The organism is Candidatus Gastranaerophilales bacterium (genome assembly GCA_028693235.1).
Lineage (GTDB): Bacteria > Cyanobacteriota > Vampirovibrionia > Gastranaerophilales > Gastranaerophilaceae > JAQUVW01.
In genome coordinates, this window is the sequence record JAQUVW010000001.1 from 576436 (window position 1) to 592960 (window position 16525).

At 33.6% G+C, this 16525-nt stretch carries 19 protein-coding genes and 1 tRNA gene; 7 read left to right on the forward strand and 13 right to left on the reverse strand.

All coding sequences use genetic code 11. From position 1 onward, the window contains the following. Positions 1–6 precede the first annotated feature (6 nt). Positions 7–1644, reverse strand: coding sequence for a tetratricopeptide repeat protein (locus PHV37_02795; GenBank protein MDD3237008.1), 1638 nt, complete (start codon positions 1642–1644; stop codon positions 7–9). A gap of 156 nt (positions 1645–1800) precedes the next feature. Between PHV37_02795 and PHV37_02800 the strand changes: the two genes are divergently transcribed. After that, positions 1801–2505 carry a hypothetical protein gene (locus PHV37_02800; GenBank protein MDD3237009.1) on the forward strand — a complete coding sequence of 235 codons (705 nt, stop codon included), beginning with the start codon at positions 1801–1803 and terminating at the stop codon, positions 2503–2505. On the opposite strand, the gene PHV37_02805 is transcribed toward PHV37_02800, so the two are convergent. Genes PHV37_02805 through PHV37_02820 form a run of 4 tightly spaced genes read right to left on the reverse strand, consistent with a single transcriptional unit; the run spans position 2492 to position 6534 of the window. Next, positions 2492–3433, reverse strand: a complete 942-nt coding sequence (locus tag PHV37_02805; protein ID MDD3237010.1) for a hypothetical protein — start codon at positions 3431–3433, stop codon at positions 2492–2494. The genes PHV37_02800 and PHV37_02805 overlap by 14 nt on opposite strands. Positions 3434–3456: 23 nt before the next feature. Continuing rightward, positions 3457–4029 (reverse strand): Yip1 family protein, encoded by a 573-nt coding sequence (locus tag PHV37_02810; GenBank protein MDD3237011.1) that lies wholly within the window; start codon positions 4027–4029, stop codon positions 3457–3459. A 4-nt stretch (positions 4030–4033) separates the two neighbouring features. Further along, the gene (gene sppA, locus PHV37_02815) at positions 4034–5050 is read right to left on the reverse strand and encodes a signal peptide peptidase SppA (protein ID MDD3237012.1); all 1017 of its coding nucleotides are present in this window, start codon (positions 5048–5050) and stop codon (positions 4034–4036) included. 8 nt (positions 5051–5058) lie between these two features. Further along, a complete protein-coding gene (locus tag PHV37_02820; protein MDD3237013.1) occupies positions 5059–6534 on the reverse strand; it encodes a phosphomannomutase/phosphoglucomutase in 1476 nt (491 codons plus the stop codon). An 86-nt stretch (positions 6535–6620) separates the two neighbouring features. Here PHV37_02820 and PHV37_02825 point away from each other — a divergent pair, with 86 nt between their 5' ends. Further along, positions 6621–7502, forward strand: a complete 882-nt coding sequence (locus tag PHV37_02825) for a sugar ABC transporter permease (protein MDD3237014.1) — start codon at positions 6621–6623, stop codon at positions 7500–7502. Between the two features lie 79 nt (positions 7503–7581). Here PHV37_02825 and PHV37_02830 read toward each other — a convergent pair whose 3' ends face one another. Next, the gene (locus PHV37_02830) at positions 7582–7860 is read right to left on the reverse strand and encodes a hypothetical protein (GenBank protein MDD3237015.1); all 279 of its coding nucleotides are present in this window, start codon (positions 7858–7860) and stop codon (positions 7582–7584) included. A gap of 343 nt (positions 7861–8203) precedes the next feature. Next, positions 8204–8773: an aminoacyl-tRNA hydrolase gene (gene pth / locus PHV37_02835; GenBank protein ID MDD3237016.1), complete on the reverse strand. Its 570-nt coding sequence runs from the start codon at positions 8771–8773 to the stop codon at positions 8204–8206. Positions 8774–8890: 117 nt separating this feature from the next. Between pth and PHV37_02840 the strand changes: the two genes are divergently transcribed. Beyond that, positions 8891–9475, forward strand: coding sequence for a hypothetical protein (locus tag PHV37_02840; protein MDD3237017.1), 585 nt, complete (start codon positions 8891–8893; stop codon positions 9473–9475). Positions 9476–9504: 29 nt separating this feature from the next. On the opposite strand, the gene PHV37_02845 is transcribed toward PHV37_02840, so the two are convergent. From PHV37_02845 to PHV37_02855, 3 genes are all read right to left on the reverse strand, one after another. Further along, positions 9505–10365, reverse strand: coding sequence for a metallophosphoesterase (locus PHV37_02845; GenBank protein ID MDD3237018.1), 861 nt, complete (start codon positions 10363–10365; stop codon positions 9505–9507). Next, on the reverse strand, positions 10358–10600 hold the full coding sequence (locus tag PHV37_02850; GenBank protein ID MDD3237019.1) for a hypothetical protein: 243 nt from the start codon (positions 10598–10600) through the stop codon (positions 10358–10360). The genes PHV37_02845 and PHV37_02850 overlap by 8 nt, the downstream gene beginning before the upstream one ends. 63 nt (positions 10601–10663) lie before the next feature. Beyond that, complete coding sequence (locus tag PHV37_02855) at positions 10664–10951, reverse strand: hypothetical protein (protein ID MDD3237020.1); 288 nt, start codon at positions 10949–10951, stop codon at positions 10664–10666. A gap of 105 nt (positions 10952–11056) precedes the next feature. Here PHV37_02855 and PHV37_02860 point away from each other — a divergent pair, with 105 nt between their 5' ends. The 3 genes from PHV37_02860 (at position 11057) to PHV37_02870 (ending at position 13014) form a co-directional block, all read left to right on the forward strand. Then, complete coding sequence (locus tag PHV37_02860; GenBank protein MDD3237021.1) at positions 11057–12208, forward strand: 8-amino-7-oxononanoate synthase; 1152 nt, start codon at positions 11057–11059, stop codon at positions 12206–12208. 69 nt (positions 12209–12277) lie between these two features. Continuing rightward, positions 12278–12351, forward strand: a tRNA-Arg gene (locus PHV37_02865). Positions 12352–12402: 51 nt separating this feature from the next. After that, a complete protein-coding gene (locus tag PHV37_02870; protein MDD3237022.1) occupies positions 12403–13014 on the forward strand; it encodes a GNAT family N-acetyltransferase in 612 nt (203 codons plus the stop codon). A gap of 13 nt (positions 13015–13027) precedes the next feature. Here the strand turns inward: PHV37_02870 and PHV37_02875 are convergent, their stop codons facing one another. Next, positions 13028–13828, reverse strand: a complete 801-nt coding sequence (locus PHV37_02875) for an Mrp/NBP35 family ATP-binding protein (protein MDD3237023.1) — start codon at positions 13826–13828, stop codon at positions 13028–13030. 107 nt (positions 13829–13935) lie between these two features. On the opposite strand from PHV37_02875, the gene PHV37_02880 reads away from it, so the two are divergent. Then, positions 13936–14388 (forward strand): C-GCAxxG-C-C family protein, encoded by a 453-nt coding sequence (locus PHV37_02880; protein MDD3237024.1) that lies wholly within the window; start codon positions 13936–13938, stop codon positions 14386–14388. A 30-nt stretch (positions 14389–14418) separates the two neighbouring features. Here PHV37_02880 and PHV37_02885 read toward each other — a convergent pair whose 3' ends face one another. After that, on the reverse strand, positions 14419–16140 hold the full coding sequence (locus PHV37_02885) for a hypothetical protein (protein MDD3237025.1): 1722 nt from the start codon (positions 16138–16140) through the stop codon (positions 14419–14421). Between the two features lie 104 nt (positions 16141–16244). After that, a complete protein-coding gene (locus PHV37_02890; GenBank protein ID MDD3237026.1) occupies positions 16245–16520 on the reverse strand; it encodes a TIGR03905 family TSCPD domain-containing protein in 276 nt (91 codons plus the stop codon). Positions 16521–16525: the final 5 nt, after the last annotated feature.

Genomic DNA, 16525 nt, shown 5'->3' on the forward strand with positions numbered 1-16525 from the left:
CCGTTTTTACTGTTTGTACATATTTTGAAGTAGTTCTAAATTGTTCTTTGATTCTGTATGGTAAGGATCAATTTCGAGTACTTTTTTGTATTCTGCCATTGCTTTATCTGTGTTCATTGCCAATTCATAGGCAAGTGCAAGATTGTATCTTATATTAACATTTTGTGAATCAATCGATAAAGCTTTTTTAAATGCGTCAATTGCTGCTGTAGAGTTTTTTTGTTTTGCGAATATTACGCCGAGAGCAGCATGGGCAATTACATTATCCGGTTTTATCAATAGAGAATCTTGATAGTATTTTTTTGCTTCTAACAAGTTGTCCATCTCGTAGTAAGTATCAGCGAGTTTGATGTAGGTTTCTGCGTCTTCCGGTGAAACCTCAAGTGCTGTTTTGTAGTAATTTGTAGCTTCGTTGTAGTTTTTTATCTTTACATTTATATCCCCCAAGCCTTTGTATAAATTTGGGTTTGAAGGATTTTGTTCTATAGCCTTATTGAGCATGGTAAAAGCTACATCTACGTTATCATTATCAAACAAATATATTCCATAAGCAAAGAAAATATCGCTGAGTTGTGTTTTTAAATCTTCCATTTCTTGCGTGGCAGCGGTTTCAAGCATATCTTCGTATATGGATATAGCCTCTTCATATTGTTTTAATAGACAGTATGTATTGGCAAGTGATATTTTTAAATCATTGTCGTGGTGATATTCTTTTATTGCATCTTGGAGTAGTATTGTTGCTTCATCAATTTGACCTTGTTCTATCTTTATTTTAGCTATGTAGTTTAAAATACGTGGTTTGTTTCCGTTTTTTAGCTCCAAACATTTTTCAGCAAATTCTGAGGCTGTTTCATAGTCTTTTAATTTTAAGGACAGAACTATAATTTCTTCGTACAAGTTGTTGTTATAGGGCTCAATTTCTATAATTTTTTTGATAGTTTCAATAGCATTTTTATACTCTTCGCAAATCAAATATGCTTTTTTTAAATAAAGTAAGACTGTTTTATCATTTGGATATGCTTCAATCAATATGTTTGCTTCTTTTTTCAAGTTTGCCCAATCTCTTGTTTCAAAATAGATGTTGGCTATTGAAAGTTGAAGGCTTCTTTTCTCTTTTTCATCTTCAGTAAGTGTAATTATTTTTTTGTATAATTGAAGAGCTGCGTGTTTTTCTTTTTTTTGAGTATAAATATCTGCTAGTTGGTATAGTGCATTGATATTATTTGGATTTTTATCTATAAGTTTTTTATAAACAGTTACTGCCTTATTGAATTGTTTAGTTTTTACTAAGCAATTTCCAATCAGCAATATTGCATCAATATTGTCAGGATTTCCTCGTACAATCAAGTTTAAATGCCCTATTGCGTCATAATATTTTTCAGCGTCATATAACAATTTTGCATATATTAATCTTGCTTTTGCATTCTGCGGAGCTTGGGAAAGCAGTTGTTTACCAACATTAAAGGCTTCTTGCCATTGTCCTGCGTTTCTCAATGCTTCAATCTGCGATTGGACAGACTGATAGTAGCCATCATCGTTATCTTCAGAGTCCAGAGATATGTTTTCGCTCAATGCTCTGAATATCTTATATATGATTACTAAAAAAACTATGCATAATAATCCGAATATAATTTGTTTTGTCATATATCTCTCTTTGCAAAATTATATCAGTTTTTTAAGCTTTTTCCAACCTTCTTAACAATTGTAAATTGTTTTAATAAAATAAGCAATTTTTGTATCGCAAATGTGTTTATTAACTTGGAAAGTGAAGTTTATATTTAGGTAAGCAGGTATTGAAAAATGTCTAACGCATTTGCTAGTGCAATTTTTATTGCAAGAAATACTGATAAAGTCAAACATGGCGACATTGGGCGGGCTCCGGTTATTTTAGCTCAAACAGGGAGTCTGGTTGACAAGGTCTCAAAACTGGATAATTCTGTTGGTAAAACAACGAAAACAGCTTTGGATGCCTTTGAAAAATCGACATCGTTTGGCTCAAAAGCACTGAATGTTGCAGGTAAACTGGTTAATCCTTTGTTAATTGGTGCTGCTGGTATTCGGGTAGCTACTTCGGAAAATAAAGAAGCAACTTTGTATCATGAAGCCGGCGGTATGTCAGCTATGTTTGCCGCTGAAAAGCTCATGAAATCAAAGACTGCAAAAGAAATCGTAAGGCAAAAAGGTGATAATTTAACTGAGTTTGCTCTTGAAAAACTAGGGAAAAATATTAAAACTATCGGAAACATGTCTGCGAAATCCAAAAATAAAGTAATGATGGCAACAGGCTTTATTTTATCAGGTTTGGCTTTTGTCGGGGCTTCTATGCTCGGATATGATTTGGGTTCCAAAGTAGGTGATAGTGCTTATCAGAAGAAGCATAAAAATACTGAAAATAAGAGCGAAAGCTTAAATACTTCGCAGTCTGCAAATCAAACAGCTGATAAATCTAATTCTGTTAGTACTGACTATTATAATAAACGTGGTCGATTTACTACAGAATCATAGCCAGTATCATCAATAAAATTCCTCCAATTTGAGCTCCCGTTGTTAAATTTCTCATCAATTTATTGTTGTCATATAACTGGGAGCTCTTTTTTGCGGTAGATGCTGCCGATATTCTATCTATACGAGTTGTGTTGTCATCGTTAGAAAAACTTCTTTTGAATATTTTATTTTCTAATCTGTCTAATCTCGTGTTTTCGTTTTCTCTCGGATAAGATTGTTTGAGCATTAGTTGTTCTAATGCTGTAATTTCTTGTGATTGATAATTGTTTCTCGATTTACTCGGAGAAGAATAATTATAGGAATTTGCAGTTCTTGTTGGATAAGATTCGGCGGTGTGGTCGCTTATTATTTCATCATCATCTGAATAAACGGGATATGTGTCTTCATCAAATACATTCGGAGTTGTTTTTATTACCGATAATCTTAATTTATTTACACGGTTGCTTAAATCGTCATTTCCATTTGTTGTTTTATATACCTGTTTTTCCAGGCGTTCGACTCTTGCATAAACATTCTCTCCGTTATAATTTCTATTAAAGACAGTTTGTTCAATTTCATCTATAATAGGGTATTCTACAGAAGGGTCTTCTTTTGCATATTTTTTTGACATAGGTACATTTGTAGGGGCTGCACCTCCTGTGCTTCCTGCCTCACCGGTAGTCGCCAATTCTGTTGAATCAATGATGCCTGCGTCAGATGATAGCTTTTTTATTCTGGCTTCATTGCTTCCTGTCTGCACTTTCCCATATAAAAAGTTTTCTAATCTTGTTAGCCTTGTTCCGTCATTCTCACCTTTGTATTCGTACCCGAAAACTTGGCTTTCTATGTTTGAAAGACTAACTTGCGAGCTGTTTGGAGCCGCGATTGCAAGGTTTTGTGGCATATTTACACAGCAAAAAATACTAAACAATATGAATAGTTTTTTCATATTAAATATCTCAAATTATATATCTACACAGTAAATATATAACCGAGTTTAGTGATGAAACCTATTGTCCAAAAAATGCTGTATAACATAACGACGGTGGGTAAAAATATAAGCATAACTGCTCGTGTAAATTTTAAATTATAAGTGATTTCAAGCGATTTTGCGTATAGAAACATTGTCCAAAAGTATATTATTAGCTCCAATATCACTCCTAAAAAATAGCCTATGTCTGATGAGCGTTTCAAAAGTTCCAACGGTGCCAAAAAAATCCATGGTAACACAGCGTAAGAAGAAAGGTATAAAAGCTTTTTTAAATTGCCTGATTTGTCAAATATTTTGGCTATGTATTCAAAAAAGACGCCCAACATTAGCCAGCCGATTAAGACGCTTATCAGATAGAAAAATAATGTTACTATATACATAAAAGCAACGAGTATGTGTTGTGACCATATATATTTTAATGAATATAGAAATATGTTCACCCAAATAATTGTAAATGCTGCTTGTGACGAACTCATATTTATTTTATTTAGTTCTTCAAAGGCTTTATTCGGCTCACAAAGCACGCAATATATGTTTTTAAAATATTCTTCCATTCTCTTACTCCCAAAGATAAAGAGGTCTTTTACTTAATTTGATGCTTGTCGGGATAAATGATTCAATGTAATCTTTAGGGGTAAAGATGCTTTCTGTTGTACCTAAAATTGCTTCGGCAAAAGTTGATGTTTTTGTATAGGGTACTAATATAACATCTTTTCCTGTTCCGAATTTTTCAGAAGCCATAGTCCCTATGGCATTTTGTGCGTCTGTTAGGTCACCCAAAGAGTCAATAAATCCCAATTTGTATGCTTGTCTGCCTGTAAAAATACGTCCGTCAGCATATTTTCTTAAAGTTTTGTCGGCCAAATTTTGTTTGTGAGCAGTATATTTATCGTTTCTTGTGACTCTGCCTTTTTCTATAGCTGAAATGAATTGAGAATAAGAATCGTCAACAATTCCTTCCAAAAGTTTTCTATCTTCAGAGGACATTGCTCTATAAGGAGAGCCTATGTCTTTATATTTTCCGCTTTTTATTACGTTCGGCGTAATTGCAAGTTTTTCGGTCAAGAGTTGGTGGTAATTCATTGTTGAGAATATTACGCCGATACTACCTGTTAAAGTCCCGTCCATTGCAAAAATTCTATCGGCAGCACTGGCTATGTAGTATCCTCCGCTTGCCGCAACATCTTCCATCACCACTACAACTGGTTTTGTTTTTTTAATTCTTAAAACCTCGTTATAAATACATTGAGACATTCCTACAGTGCCCCCAGGTGTATTCATCTTTATTATGATGCCTCTTATTTCATTGTCTTTACCTGCCATTTTTAAAGATTTTAATGTAGATTGAGCAGTGAATTCATTGGAAAAAGCATTTGTTTTAGAATTTGAATCAATTACACCGTTGAGCGAAACCAAAGCGATTTTATTGGTACTTTTTTTGAAGGCGTTGCTCATTTTACCTTTAGGCGAATCATTTGTGTATTTTTCGCCGTTCGTGTTTTTGGTCACTAGTCCTACAATAAGGCATAATGTGCATAATGAAATTATTATTATAGCAAATACGTTTTTTTTCATTTTAAATCCTATTGACAATCTTTTATACATTTTTCAAGCATTGAAATCATTGCTTTTTTATATTGTTCTGCTTGTTTTTTATTCTTAGCCTCAAATCTTAATGTAAAAACAGGCTCTGTGTTGCTTTGCCTGATTAGTGCAAAGCCGTCTGCAAAGACTATCCTAAGCCCGTCTAATGTGATTATATCTTTTATAGGAGCACCAAAGACGTCTTTATTGTCTTCGATTTTTTTTGTCAAAAGTTTCAATACTGTTGCTTTAAGCTCGTTTTGGCATGGGTAACGGACTTCTGTTGATGTAAATACTTTTGTGAAAGGTTCAAGTAAGTCTTCAAGTTTAAAGTCAGGGTTTTGCATTTTATTTTTTGCAACTATTTCAATTATTCTGGAACCGCCGTAAATAGCATCGTCAAAACCATAATATCTGTCTTTGAAGAACATGTGTCCGCTCATTTCGCCGGCTAAAATTGCTTTAGTTTCTTTCATTTTGTCTTTGATATATCCGTGTCCGGTCTTGCACATGATTGCATTTGCACCATTATTGTTAATTGTATCGTATAAGACTTGAGAGCATTTTACCTCCGACACTATGGCAGGTTTTTCGCCACGTTTGACTAAATCCTTAATTACGTCAAGAGCATAAATCAATAGCAGTTTATCACCTGTAAGATAATTTCCTTTTGAGTCAATAACCCCTACTCTATCTGAATCTCCGTCAAATGCAATGCCTAAATCAGCATTCGTTTCAACAACTTTTGCTTTTATTGCTTCTAAGGTTTTTTCATCGCTTGGGTTTGGGTGGTGATTTGGAAAATTTCCATCAGGTTCCGAAAACAGCTCTATAACCTCGCAACCGTATTCATTATATAGTTTAGGAGCAACCAGTCCTCCAGTTGCATTAGCACTGTCTACAACAACTTTTATGCCTTTGCCTATTTCTGGAAATTGTTTTGTCATAGAGTCAATATATTCAGGGATTATATCGAATTTTCTTGTAAGACCGAACCTCGGAGCCGTTTCATCTGTTGATATTTGGTCAATAGTAAGTTCTTTTATTTCTTTTATACCGTTTTCTGTAATTGAAGCCTTGTTGTAAGTCATTTTTAATCCGTTATATTCTTTAGGATTATGGCTTGCCGTGACAATCAATGACCCCATAATTTTTTGTTTATTGGTAATGGTCGACGGAATGCCTGCAAACTCTGAATAATATCCCATCGGTGTTGGTGCAAGCCCCATGTCAACTACGTTTGCTCCCATGTGGGTGACACCTTTTATCAATGCTTTGGAGAGTGAAGGTGAGTGCAATCTTGCATCTCTTACAGTTGAAACCCATATATCTTTAGCTTTTTGTCCTGATTGTTTTACTAAATATTTAATGTAAGCTTTACCTACATAATAAAAAAGTTCTTCGGTTACGTCTTCTTCGTATATGCCTCGAATATCATTTTTGCCGAATGCTGTAAATTTATGAGTGACAGCCATTAATTTCTCCCTTTGTAAATCCCTTGTCTTAACGTTTTAATAATATTATACTCATTATAAGAAATAAATATAATAAAAGCAAAAAGATGAAGAACAGTAACTTTCAGACAAACAAAAAAGATGATTCTATATTTGCATGTTGTTTTTTGGCACCATGCATTCTGGGCTCGCTTATTTTTATTATCATTCCTATTTTGGCTTCGTTTTCATTAAGTTTTGCTGATTGGAATCTTTTAGATATGCCAAAATTTGTCGGTTTCAAAAATTATTTTGAATTGTTCAGCAGTCAAAATTTTTGGCAAGTGTTCAACAATACTGTGATTTTTGCAATTGCTGTGACCATTCTTGGGACAATCGTTCCTTTGGTTTTAGCTTCTATACTGGCTAATAAAATCAGAGCTTCAGAATTTTTTAAAACAGCATATTTTTTACCATTTATAACCCCAATGATAGTTATAGCAATGGTTTGGGAGTGGATATTCGACCCCAATATCGGGCTTTTAAATTTTATATTAAAAACACATATTTCTTGGCTTTATGAACCCGCTACGGCAATGGTTGCAATTGTTATCGTATCTGTTTGGAAATTGGTCGGCTACAATATGGTGATTTTTTTAGCAGGACTGAGTTCTATAAATAGCAATATATTAGAAGCTGCAAAAATGGATGGCTCTGGGAGTTGTTCCACATTTTTTAGAATAACATTGCCATTATTGAGTCCTACGATATTTTTTGTGCTAATAATCACAACAATTTCATCTTTTCAAGTATTTGACTTGATTTATTTAATGACGCAAGGTGGTCCAAATAATGCTACGAATGTTTTGGTATTTTGGTTATATCAAAATGCATTTGAATATTTTAATATAGGCAAAGCGTCTGCCATTGCCTATGTTTTGTTTATATTTATTTCTGTACTAACCGTAATTCAGTGGATTATTCGTAAAAAATGGGTTTATAACGAATAAGTTAAAAATTAAAATGTTTATAATGTTATTAATGTTTGTAAAAAAAATATGCTGTGTAATGATTGTAGTCTTAAGCTTATTAAGCTACTTCGTTTAATTTTTGACCGACTTGTTTGTCATCAAAAACGATATCTATGCCTTTTTTGATATTGTTTGCTGAATTTGTTATTTCAGGAGTAAACAATAATCTGTATGCTTTAGCGAATTTGTTTACTAGAGCTGTAACTGGGTCAGAAGCAAGAGCATCAGTTTTTTGAGCATTTTGTTGAGAAACTGAATAGCCTTTTGCATATTCTGGGTATGGCAGTACAGATGACTTAAAAGTTGGTGTATAATTTTTAATAGTGTTTACTTTCATTTTTCCTTTTCCTCGGAGTCTTGTTAAATCTAAAGTGTTTTAATTACACTTTATTTATGCTTTTATTATTAATCACAATTAATTATTTGTCAACCCCTATGGGTATAAAAACTTTATAAAGCTGTAAAGAGTCTTAAACACTGGTTGTAGTATTAAGTGTATTAAAAGCACTTAATGTGCTCCTTCTTATTATCCACATGTATATTTGAAAATATAACTAGGTGGCTAATTGCGGAAGGACTCAAAAAGTTGTTATATATAATTAAAATCTTTTTCATACTTCCAACTATTCTTAATTCCAGACAGCAAGGGCAATATATGCCCTCTTTTTTTTGTCTTTTTTTTAACCTTTACAGTTATATTTGCATTGTGCACTGTTTAAACCGTTTATTAAGTATTCTTCTGTGGCGTCCATAGCACTATTTATCGCTTTTGTCAGTGGCTCAATTTGGTCTTTTGTAAATTTCCCCAGTACAAAATTTTCAGAGGGCATTCCTGTAGGTTGGGGGCCAATCCCTATTTTTAATCTGTCAAATTTTTGAGTGCCGGTGTTTTGAATAATTGATTTAATCCCGTTATGTCCCCCATCAGAGCCCGTTGCTCTAAATCTCAAAGCCCCCGCCGGCATTGCAATATCGTCATATACGATAAAAATGTCTTCTGTATCTATTTTATAAAAATTTAATAAAGCTCTAACCGCTTCCCCTGACAAATTCATATAAGTTTGCGGTTTAGCGAGCAAAATACTTTCGCCAAACTTTTCTGTCTTTGCGATTTCTGCTTTGAATTTTGATTCAAATTTAAACCCACAGTCCCATTTGTTGGCTAATTCGTTTATGTATATAAAACCTGTATTATGTCTTGTGTTTGTGTATTTATCCCCCGGATTTCCGAGTCCTACTATTAATTTCATATTAACTCCCTAGTTTATGTGGCAAATAAACAATTAGTCTATCAAGACGACCTGTTTACCATTAACAAAATTTAAAAATAAAGTAATCATATAAATATTATTAGAGGGAGGAAACTTATGTCAACCAAAAGTAAATCAATTGTAGAATTAAAAAGTAGCCAAAAGCTTTTTGATTTCTTGAAATCAACCCATCTTCACAAAAAAGATTTTGCTCAAATGATAGGCGTAACTTTATCATATGTTTACAATCTTATTGATAATGCCATTCCGTTTTCAACAAGAAGTACAACGCTTGAGCGAATTTCAGTTGTTATGGACGTTGCACCGGAAGATTTTGTCGAATACAAAATTCCGCAAGAACCTATTGTTATTGATGATGCCGTTGAATTTTTAAGAGAAAAACAATCTGAACAAAAATTATCAACAGTACAATTTCTAAAGGCATTTCCCAGAAAAAAACGTGTTGAAATCGTTGATATTTTAAGAGGTGCAAGACCAATACCACTTGATTGGAAAGAACTTATGTTAATAGCTCAGGTTCTCGATATTTCAAAAGAGGAAATCTATCCATATTGGGAAACTCGTTTGAAGCAACTATTGCAGAATTCGGGGATAAATCTTACAGCCAATGTGGGGCTCGTGAACTCAATGTTTGATTGTGCTCGAGAATATGTTCATTCAAATAAAAGAAAAGCCCTTTAACGGGCTTCTCTTTTGCTTAAAATCAATCTTTATATCCTTATCTTCTTTATCTCAACTTTTACCTCAGTCGGAGTTTTGAATATTTTTTTTTCGTATGTTACTTTTACTATTTCGTAAATGTTAGGTTCACTTAATAATGATGGGACTGAAATGTGATAAATACCATTTTTGTCAATTGTGACTTTTTCATCGTGGTAATGCCCTGATGAAATTAGTGCTATATTTTTGTGTTTAATCAGCAAATCAAAATATGGGTCAGCTTCTAATGTTCTGTGTGAAAAATTTTCATAAGGCGGAATTAGAGGAAAATGTTGGAATATGAGTGCAACTTTATCTTGATTTTCAGTCAATACATTGTCGAGCCATTTTATTGTTTCTTCGGTATAAGTGCCATGTGCACTTGGGGCAAACTGCATAGCCCCGTCAACAACTATAGCTATAGTGTTTTTGTCAGGGTAAAAATAATAACTCGGTTTATCGCTTTTTTGATACGGATTGTATAGCTGAACAGCTTTAATATATTGTTCTTTAGGGATTCCTGAAAGCTTGTAGGCATCGTGGTTCCCGAGTACAAAATAATGTGGTTTTTCAACATTTTGGGTTTCTTTCAAAAACCCCATCATGCTGTCGGTTCTTGATTTATCAATGTTGTCCCCTAAGAACATAACAAAGTCAATGTCTTTAGAATGTTTATTCAGTGAAGTTATTGCAAATCCTAAATTCGCTTTACTTTTGCTCAAATCTCTTGAACTTGAAGTGATTCCGTCGGGCGAATAGTGGATATCAGTTAATTGAGCGAATGAAACAGTATGCGATTTTGCTAAAGCAAGATTGCTAAGCATAAACATTATTAAACAAAATTGAGTAAACTTTTTTATAAATTTAAACATTTTCTAATCTTTTCCTTATATGAGCTTGAACTAATAAGGATTGTTCCAAGTCTTCTCTTGTGATGGTTTTCATTAAAATAAAAATTTCGCCGAGAGGCATTTTTTGAAATTTTTGTGCATCTAAAGCCATTGAAAGATTTTTTAGGTTAATCTTTCCTGCCTCAATTAAAATTTCACCTATCATTTGTTGTTCGGGAACATCGTCCCACTCGTATAATCTGAATAAATTTTTCATAAGAAAATTATAACAAAAAATCAGTGCGTTGGCACTGATTTCTTATTTGCTATTAAATTAATTTTAACCAATCAAGTAAAGTTTGCTACCGGCAACTCCGTCTTTTCCATTGTGTGAGACAGCCATTCCTGCTTGGTCACCTGCTGCTAAACCGTTTTCGAAATTAGCTCTTGCATTAGCAGGGGCAACTGCATCAACAGGTTGCTTTGATGTTAATCCACCAAAGTTAATAGGTTGAGCCGCACCTTGTGTCTCATTTACTTTTGGTTGTTGATTGTTATTGCCAAACCCTTGTACTGCATTTATTTTCTTCATAAAAGGGTTGTAGGCTTGAATTGCATCAATACCCATAGTTTTTTCCTTTGCTTATATATATAAAAACAAATATAACAATTTTTTTGCATGTTTTTCATTTATTTTTACAATGTTAACATTTGACGTGTTAAAATATTAATTATGTTAGAAAAATATTTATCAGAAATTAATAAACTTAAGGATATTTCTTGTAATCGTTTGGTTGCTGATATTGAGAAGGTCGGGAAGTATGTTTTATCTAATGAGCGAAAATTGCTTAATTTATCTTCAAATGACTACCTTGGGTTAGCGGAAAATAAAGAGATATTGTCTGATTTCTATTCTCGTTTTCAACTTCCGATGGGCTCTGCTTCTGCCAGACTACTAACAGGGACTACTTCTTCTTATAAAAAATTAGAGAGTTATTTAGCAAATGCTTTTCAAAAAGAAGGGGCATTGCTTTTTAATAGTGGCTATCACGCCAATGTAGGGCTTATTTCTTCTCTTTTGGACAGTAAAGATGTTTTGTTTATGGATAAGTTAAATCATGCCAGCATGGTCGATGGTTTAAAGCTAAGCGGAACAAACTTTTATCGGTATAAGCATCTTGACTATGAACATTTGGAAAACTTATTGGAAAAGCATCGCAATGACTATGAAACTGCGATAATAGCTTCAGAGTCCGTGTTTAGCATGGATGGAGATATCGCAGACTTGGAAAAGCTTGTTGAACTAAAAAATAAATATAATGCTATTTTATTATTAGATGAAGCTCATGCTTTCGGTGTCTTTGGCGAAAACGGATTAGGTTTAGCGGAAGTTCAAAATTTGCTAAATGAGGTAGATATTATAGTCGCTACTTTTGGAAAATCTATTGGTTCAGTGGGTGCTTTTGTAGTTGGAAAGAGCGTTTTAATCGATTATTTGACTAATAAAGCGAGAAGTTTTATTTTTTCAACTGCACTTCCCGAAGCTAATATCGTCTTTTCAAAATTTGTGTTGGAAAATATTTTGCCTCATACATTAGATTTAAGAAAAAATCTCTTGAAAACAGCTTCAATTTTTAGAAATTTAATTCAGCAAAGGGGTTTGAATACCTTAGGAGCGTCACAAATTGTACCTGTTATACTTGGCGAAAATGAAATTGCGGTCAAAGTATCTTCAGAACTTCAAAATTCAGGTTATTATGTTTTGCCAATCAGGCATCCTACCGTCCCAGTCAATACAGCTCGCCTTAGATTGTCTTTGCGGGCAGATATTTCTTTGGATGAAATTCGAAATATTCCTGAAATTATATCTGGCATACTCAACTAATCATAAAAAATATTTGCATGAAAAATTTTATGTGTTAAGATAATTTCATAGGAATGAAAAAGATTAAATGCCTTGGTAGCTCAGCTGGATAGAGCAACCGCCTTCTAAGCGGTAGGTCAACAGTTCGAATCTGTTCCAGGGTATTTTTTTTATGCTGATTTAGCAATTTTTATTTTCATAACCTTTGTATAAATATGGCAATAAATCAATTTTCTGCATATAAAAATTCTTTATGTAATTTTTCAAAGGTGGCTTTAAGGGGAAAATCGCAAGTCGCTTTTTCTGCTTGTTCTACTGATGTATTTGTATCCTCAAAGAAAATTAATGGCAATTCTCCAGCTCTAAAAACATTTGTTGCAGGTACAAAAGACATGGGCGAGTTTGTTCAGCATCTTTTGCAATGGGATAAATCTAAAGAACCTTATAATGCGAAAAAGTGGGAGTTTCAGCTAATTAATTCAATAGATAGTGGCAGGATTGTTCCTTTTATTGTCAGGGATAATTCTGAAAAAGGAAAAATTATCGCAACTTCACAAATTGAATTTTTAAATCAGGATGATGCATTTGCTGCAAATTTATACGTAAATAATGATTTCCAAAACAAAGGAATTGGCAAAATTCTTATGAATAAAATGCTTGATAAAGCTCAAGAAAAGCACATCAAACGAGTGTTTCTACAAGCTGAAAATCCAATTGCTATAGATATGTATAAACAATTTGGATTTAAACCGGTTGATAAACGACTTGTACCTTTGTTGTATCGAAATGATGATTCATCTGTTGTTCACATGCTACTTGAATTTTGATTATAAATTTGTTTTACTTTGCATTTATAATTTTTTCTATGATTTTGTTCATTTCGTTTGCAGTTTGAGTTTTTGAGTATTTTTCTAAGAATGGCTCACCGTTGTCATCGGCTTCAACTATATCAGCTTCTAATGGTATTTTACCTAGGAAGTTTATATCCATTTCTTGTGCCATTTTTTCTCCGCCGCCTGATTTGAAAATTTCAACTTTTTCACCGCAGTGAGTGCAAACAAATCCGCTCATATTTTCAATGACGCCTAAAATAGGTGTGTTAAGTTTTTTGCAGAAATTAACTGATTTTTTAACATCAACAATTGCAAGCTTTTGAGGAGTGGTAACAATTAGGGCACCTGTTAAGTTTTTAAGGGTTTGGATAACTGATAGAGGCTCATCTCCAGTGCCAGGAGGACAATCTACGATTAAATAATCAATTTCACCCCATTCAACTTCGCTCATCATTTCTTTTATAAATCCCATTTTTGCAGGTCCACGCCAAATAATAGGTGCTGTGTTATCTTCTATCATGAACCCAACTGATATAATTTTAAGATTTTTATTGTATTCAATAGGCATTATTGATACTCCGTCAGACATTGGAGCGGCACCTTCTAAACCAAATAAAGTAGGGATACTCGGTCCATGAACATCAACATCAAGTAAGCCTGTTTTAAAGCCTTTTAAAGATAAACTTACTGCTAAATTCGCAGCTATTGTACTTTTACCTACGCCACCTTTGCCAGATAGTACAACAATTGTGTTCTTTATTTTTGTTAATCTCTCATTGATTTTTTCATCTTGATTTTGAATGTCCATAATTTATCTCCTTTCTTTCATTGTACTCTAAAAAAGTGATGCAGAATTGAAATTATACATTTTTTATTATAACGTCTGTGGTATTCTGTTTGCGAGAGGTGTTTTTAATGGTAAAAAAATCAGAATTGGCAAAATTATATTTTAATCAAGGGTATAACTGTGCACAGTCAGTTCTTTTGCCGTTTGCAGAAGAAATCGGGCTAACAAAAGACGAGGCTCTTAAATTAGCATCATCATTTGGAGGCGGAATGGGAAAATTACGTGAAGTTTGTGGTGCCGTAAGCTCTTTGTTTATGATTGCTGGGCTGAAAAAAGGTTATACTTCTCCAGCTGATGACGAGGTCAAGACACAACATTATAAGTTGATTCAAGATTTAGCAAATCAGTTTAAGGCAAATCATAATACAATAATATGCCGAGAACTTTTAAATAAAGGGTCTGACGGTTTTATACCGTCTGTCAGAAACGCAGAGTATTACAAAACCAGACCTTGTGAAAGATTTGTTGAAACAGCTGCTGAACTTGCTGATGAGCTGTTAAACGAAGAAAGAGCCCTATAAGAGCTCTTTCTTGATATTCGTGTTATCTGTTTATGTCTGTTCTGTTTTCTTTTTCTCTTCTTGTTTTTTCAATGCAATTTCCTTGAAATTTGATTCGATATCTTTTGCTTTATCCTTGCCTTCATACTTGCCGATTGTTTGAATAGCATTTTTTACATCGCTTCGGGTTATTCCCAAATTGCTCCAAGCTGTTTCTAATTTCTTTTCAAGGTTTGTATAATTATTTTCAAATTCACTGTATACTTTACTGAAATCAGTTGCTTTAGCAGCAGTATTTTTGTCTTTTGCGAAATCATTTATACCATTGTCCCTGTCAGAGAAATTGTAGTTATTTCTTAGCCAATCGACGTTATCCAAGGTGTTATATCCATTGTCTACATTATCACCGTTGAATGTTAATGAGTATGTTCCAAGAAGTGTGTTTCCGTTAGACATATCCTTGTTTACCGCATCATAACTGTTTAGGTTGATTGAGTCACCGTCTTTGAATACATCGGCTGCATTTTTGACTGTTTGTTTACCTGATGAATCTGTTACAACCATTTTTAAATCACTTGCCGCAAGTTCATCTTTAGATACTTTACCGTCGCTATTTGCGTCTAATGCTGCCATTTCATTCCAGCCGTTTTTTGCACCTAAAAATTCATTTTCATTACTCAAATCACCGTTTTTATCCTTGTCAACGAAGAAGTCATAGCGATTGCCACCTTGCGAGAAACCAATCGGGTCGCATCGTTTGCAATTTTCATCATCTTTTGCTGCAGATTCTTTTTCTTTTTCTACCAAATCATTTACTTGGTCAGATAGTTTGCTGGCATTGCTTGCAAGATTTGTATTAGCTTTTATAAGCGTGCCCATTTTGTCTAGGTAGCCTTTTAGTGTTCCCATTTTATTTTCGGCATCGACCATTTTGTTGATTACTTGCGAAAGCTTCGTATCACCGCTTGCAGACAATGAGTTTAGACGGTTTGATAAATGCCCTTTAAAATCATCATAGGTCATAGAGCCTTCGGCACGGGTATATCTGTCGAGTTCTTCGCTTACAATTTTTGAAGCATCTTTCTTTTGCTCATCAGCGATTTCTTCACTTTGTTCAATCGCAGCGTCAATTTGTTTTTCTATTTCTTTTTGAAGCTGTTCAACAGTGCCTTTTAAGGCTTCAATTTGGTTATTATTTGATATTATTTGTGAATTTAATGAGCTTAATTGTGTTTGTAAAGCTTGGATTTGCTCAGTATATCCTGAGGCAGATTTCAAATCTTTAACAAACTGGTTGTAAACTTCTTTAGCTGTAGCGTCGTGACCAATCGGGCAGTTATAACTGCCGTCGTCATTGAGAGAGATACCTACGCTTGGAAATACTTGGTTTATTATGTTTACAATTTCATTTTTAGAATATGTTTTGCCTAAATCGGCAATTACTCCATCTTTTAATGCCTTTTGAAACGCAATTAATTGTGGATTGTTTGAGGTGTATGGGTCGCTACCGCCGGCAGTTGCTGCGTATTTTGTTTGCAATTCTTTAACTATTGCAGAAATATCTTTCGTTTCTTTAGTAGTGCTTTCTTGAAAATTTGCCAGTAAAGGAGCTGTATCTATTCCCATAGTTGTAATTTGAGCCAGTTCATCTTTTGTAAAACCACCTTCAGCAAGTTCCTTAACTTCTTTAATTTGAGCTTCTGTAAGAGTCTTTCCGTACAAAGAGTCAACGCTTACAGTCGTTTTTAAATAATTTACCTCATTTAAACCCATGACATTCACCTTACATTAATTCACGATACTTTTAATATATCGGTCATATATTCATTGGCTTTAGGGTTTAAGCACATATTTGTTAAAGTTGTTACAATTTGTAATTATTTGTTAGTAACTTTTTGTGGTTCTTTTTGTTTTGCGTATTCCATCAGGCAAATTGCAAGTTGTGCCGGGCAACTTGTTTCTTTTGTTCCACATTTTATATTTTCAAGCTTATTTATAACATCATTTACGTGCATTCCTTTTACAAGTTGTGAGATTGCAGATAGGTTTCCACTACAACCACCTGAAAAATCTGTTGAATTTATGATGTTATTTTCAATTTCAATCTTTATTTTTTTACAGCAAACACCTTTGGGAGTGTATTCTATTTTCATAATTA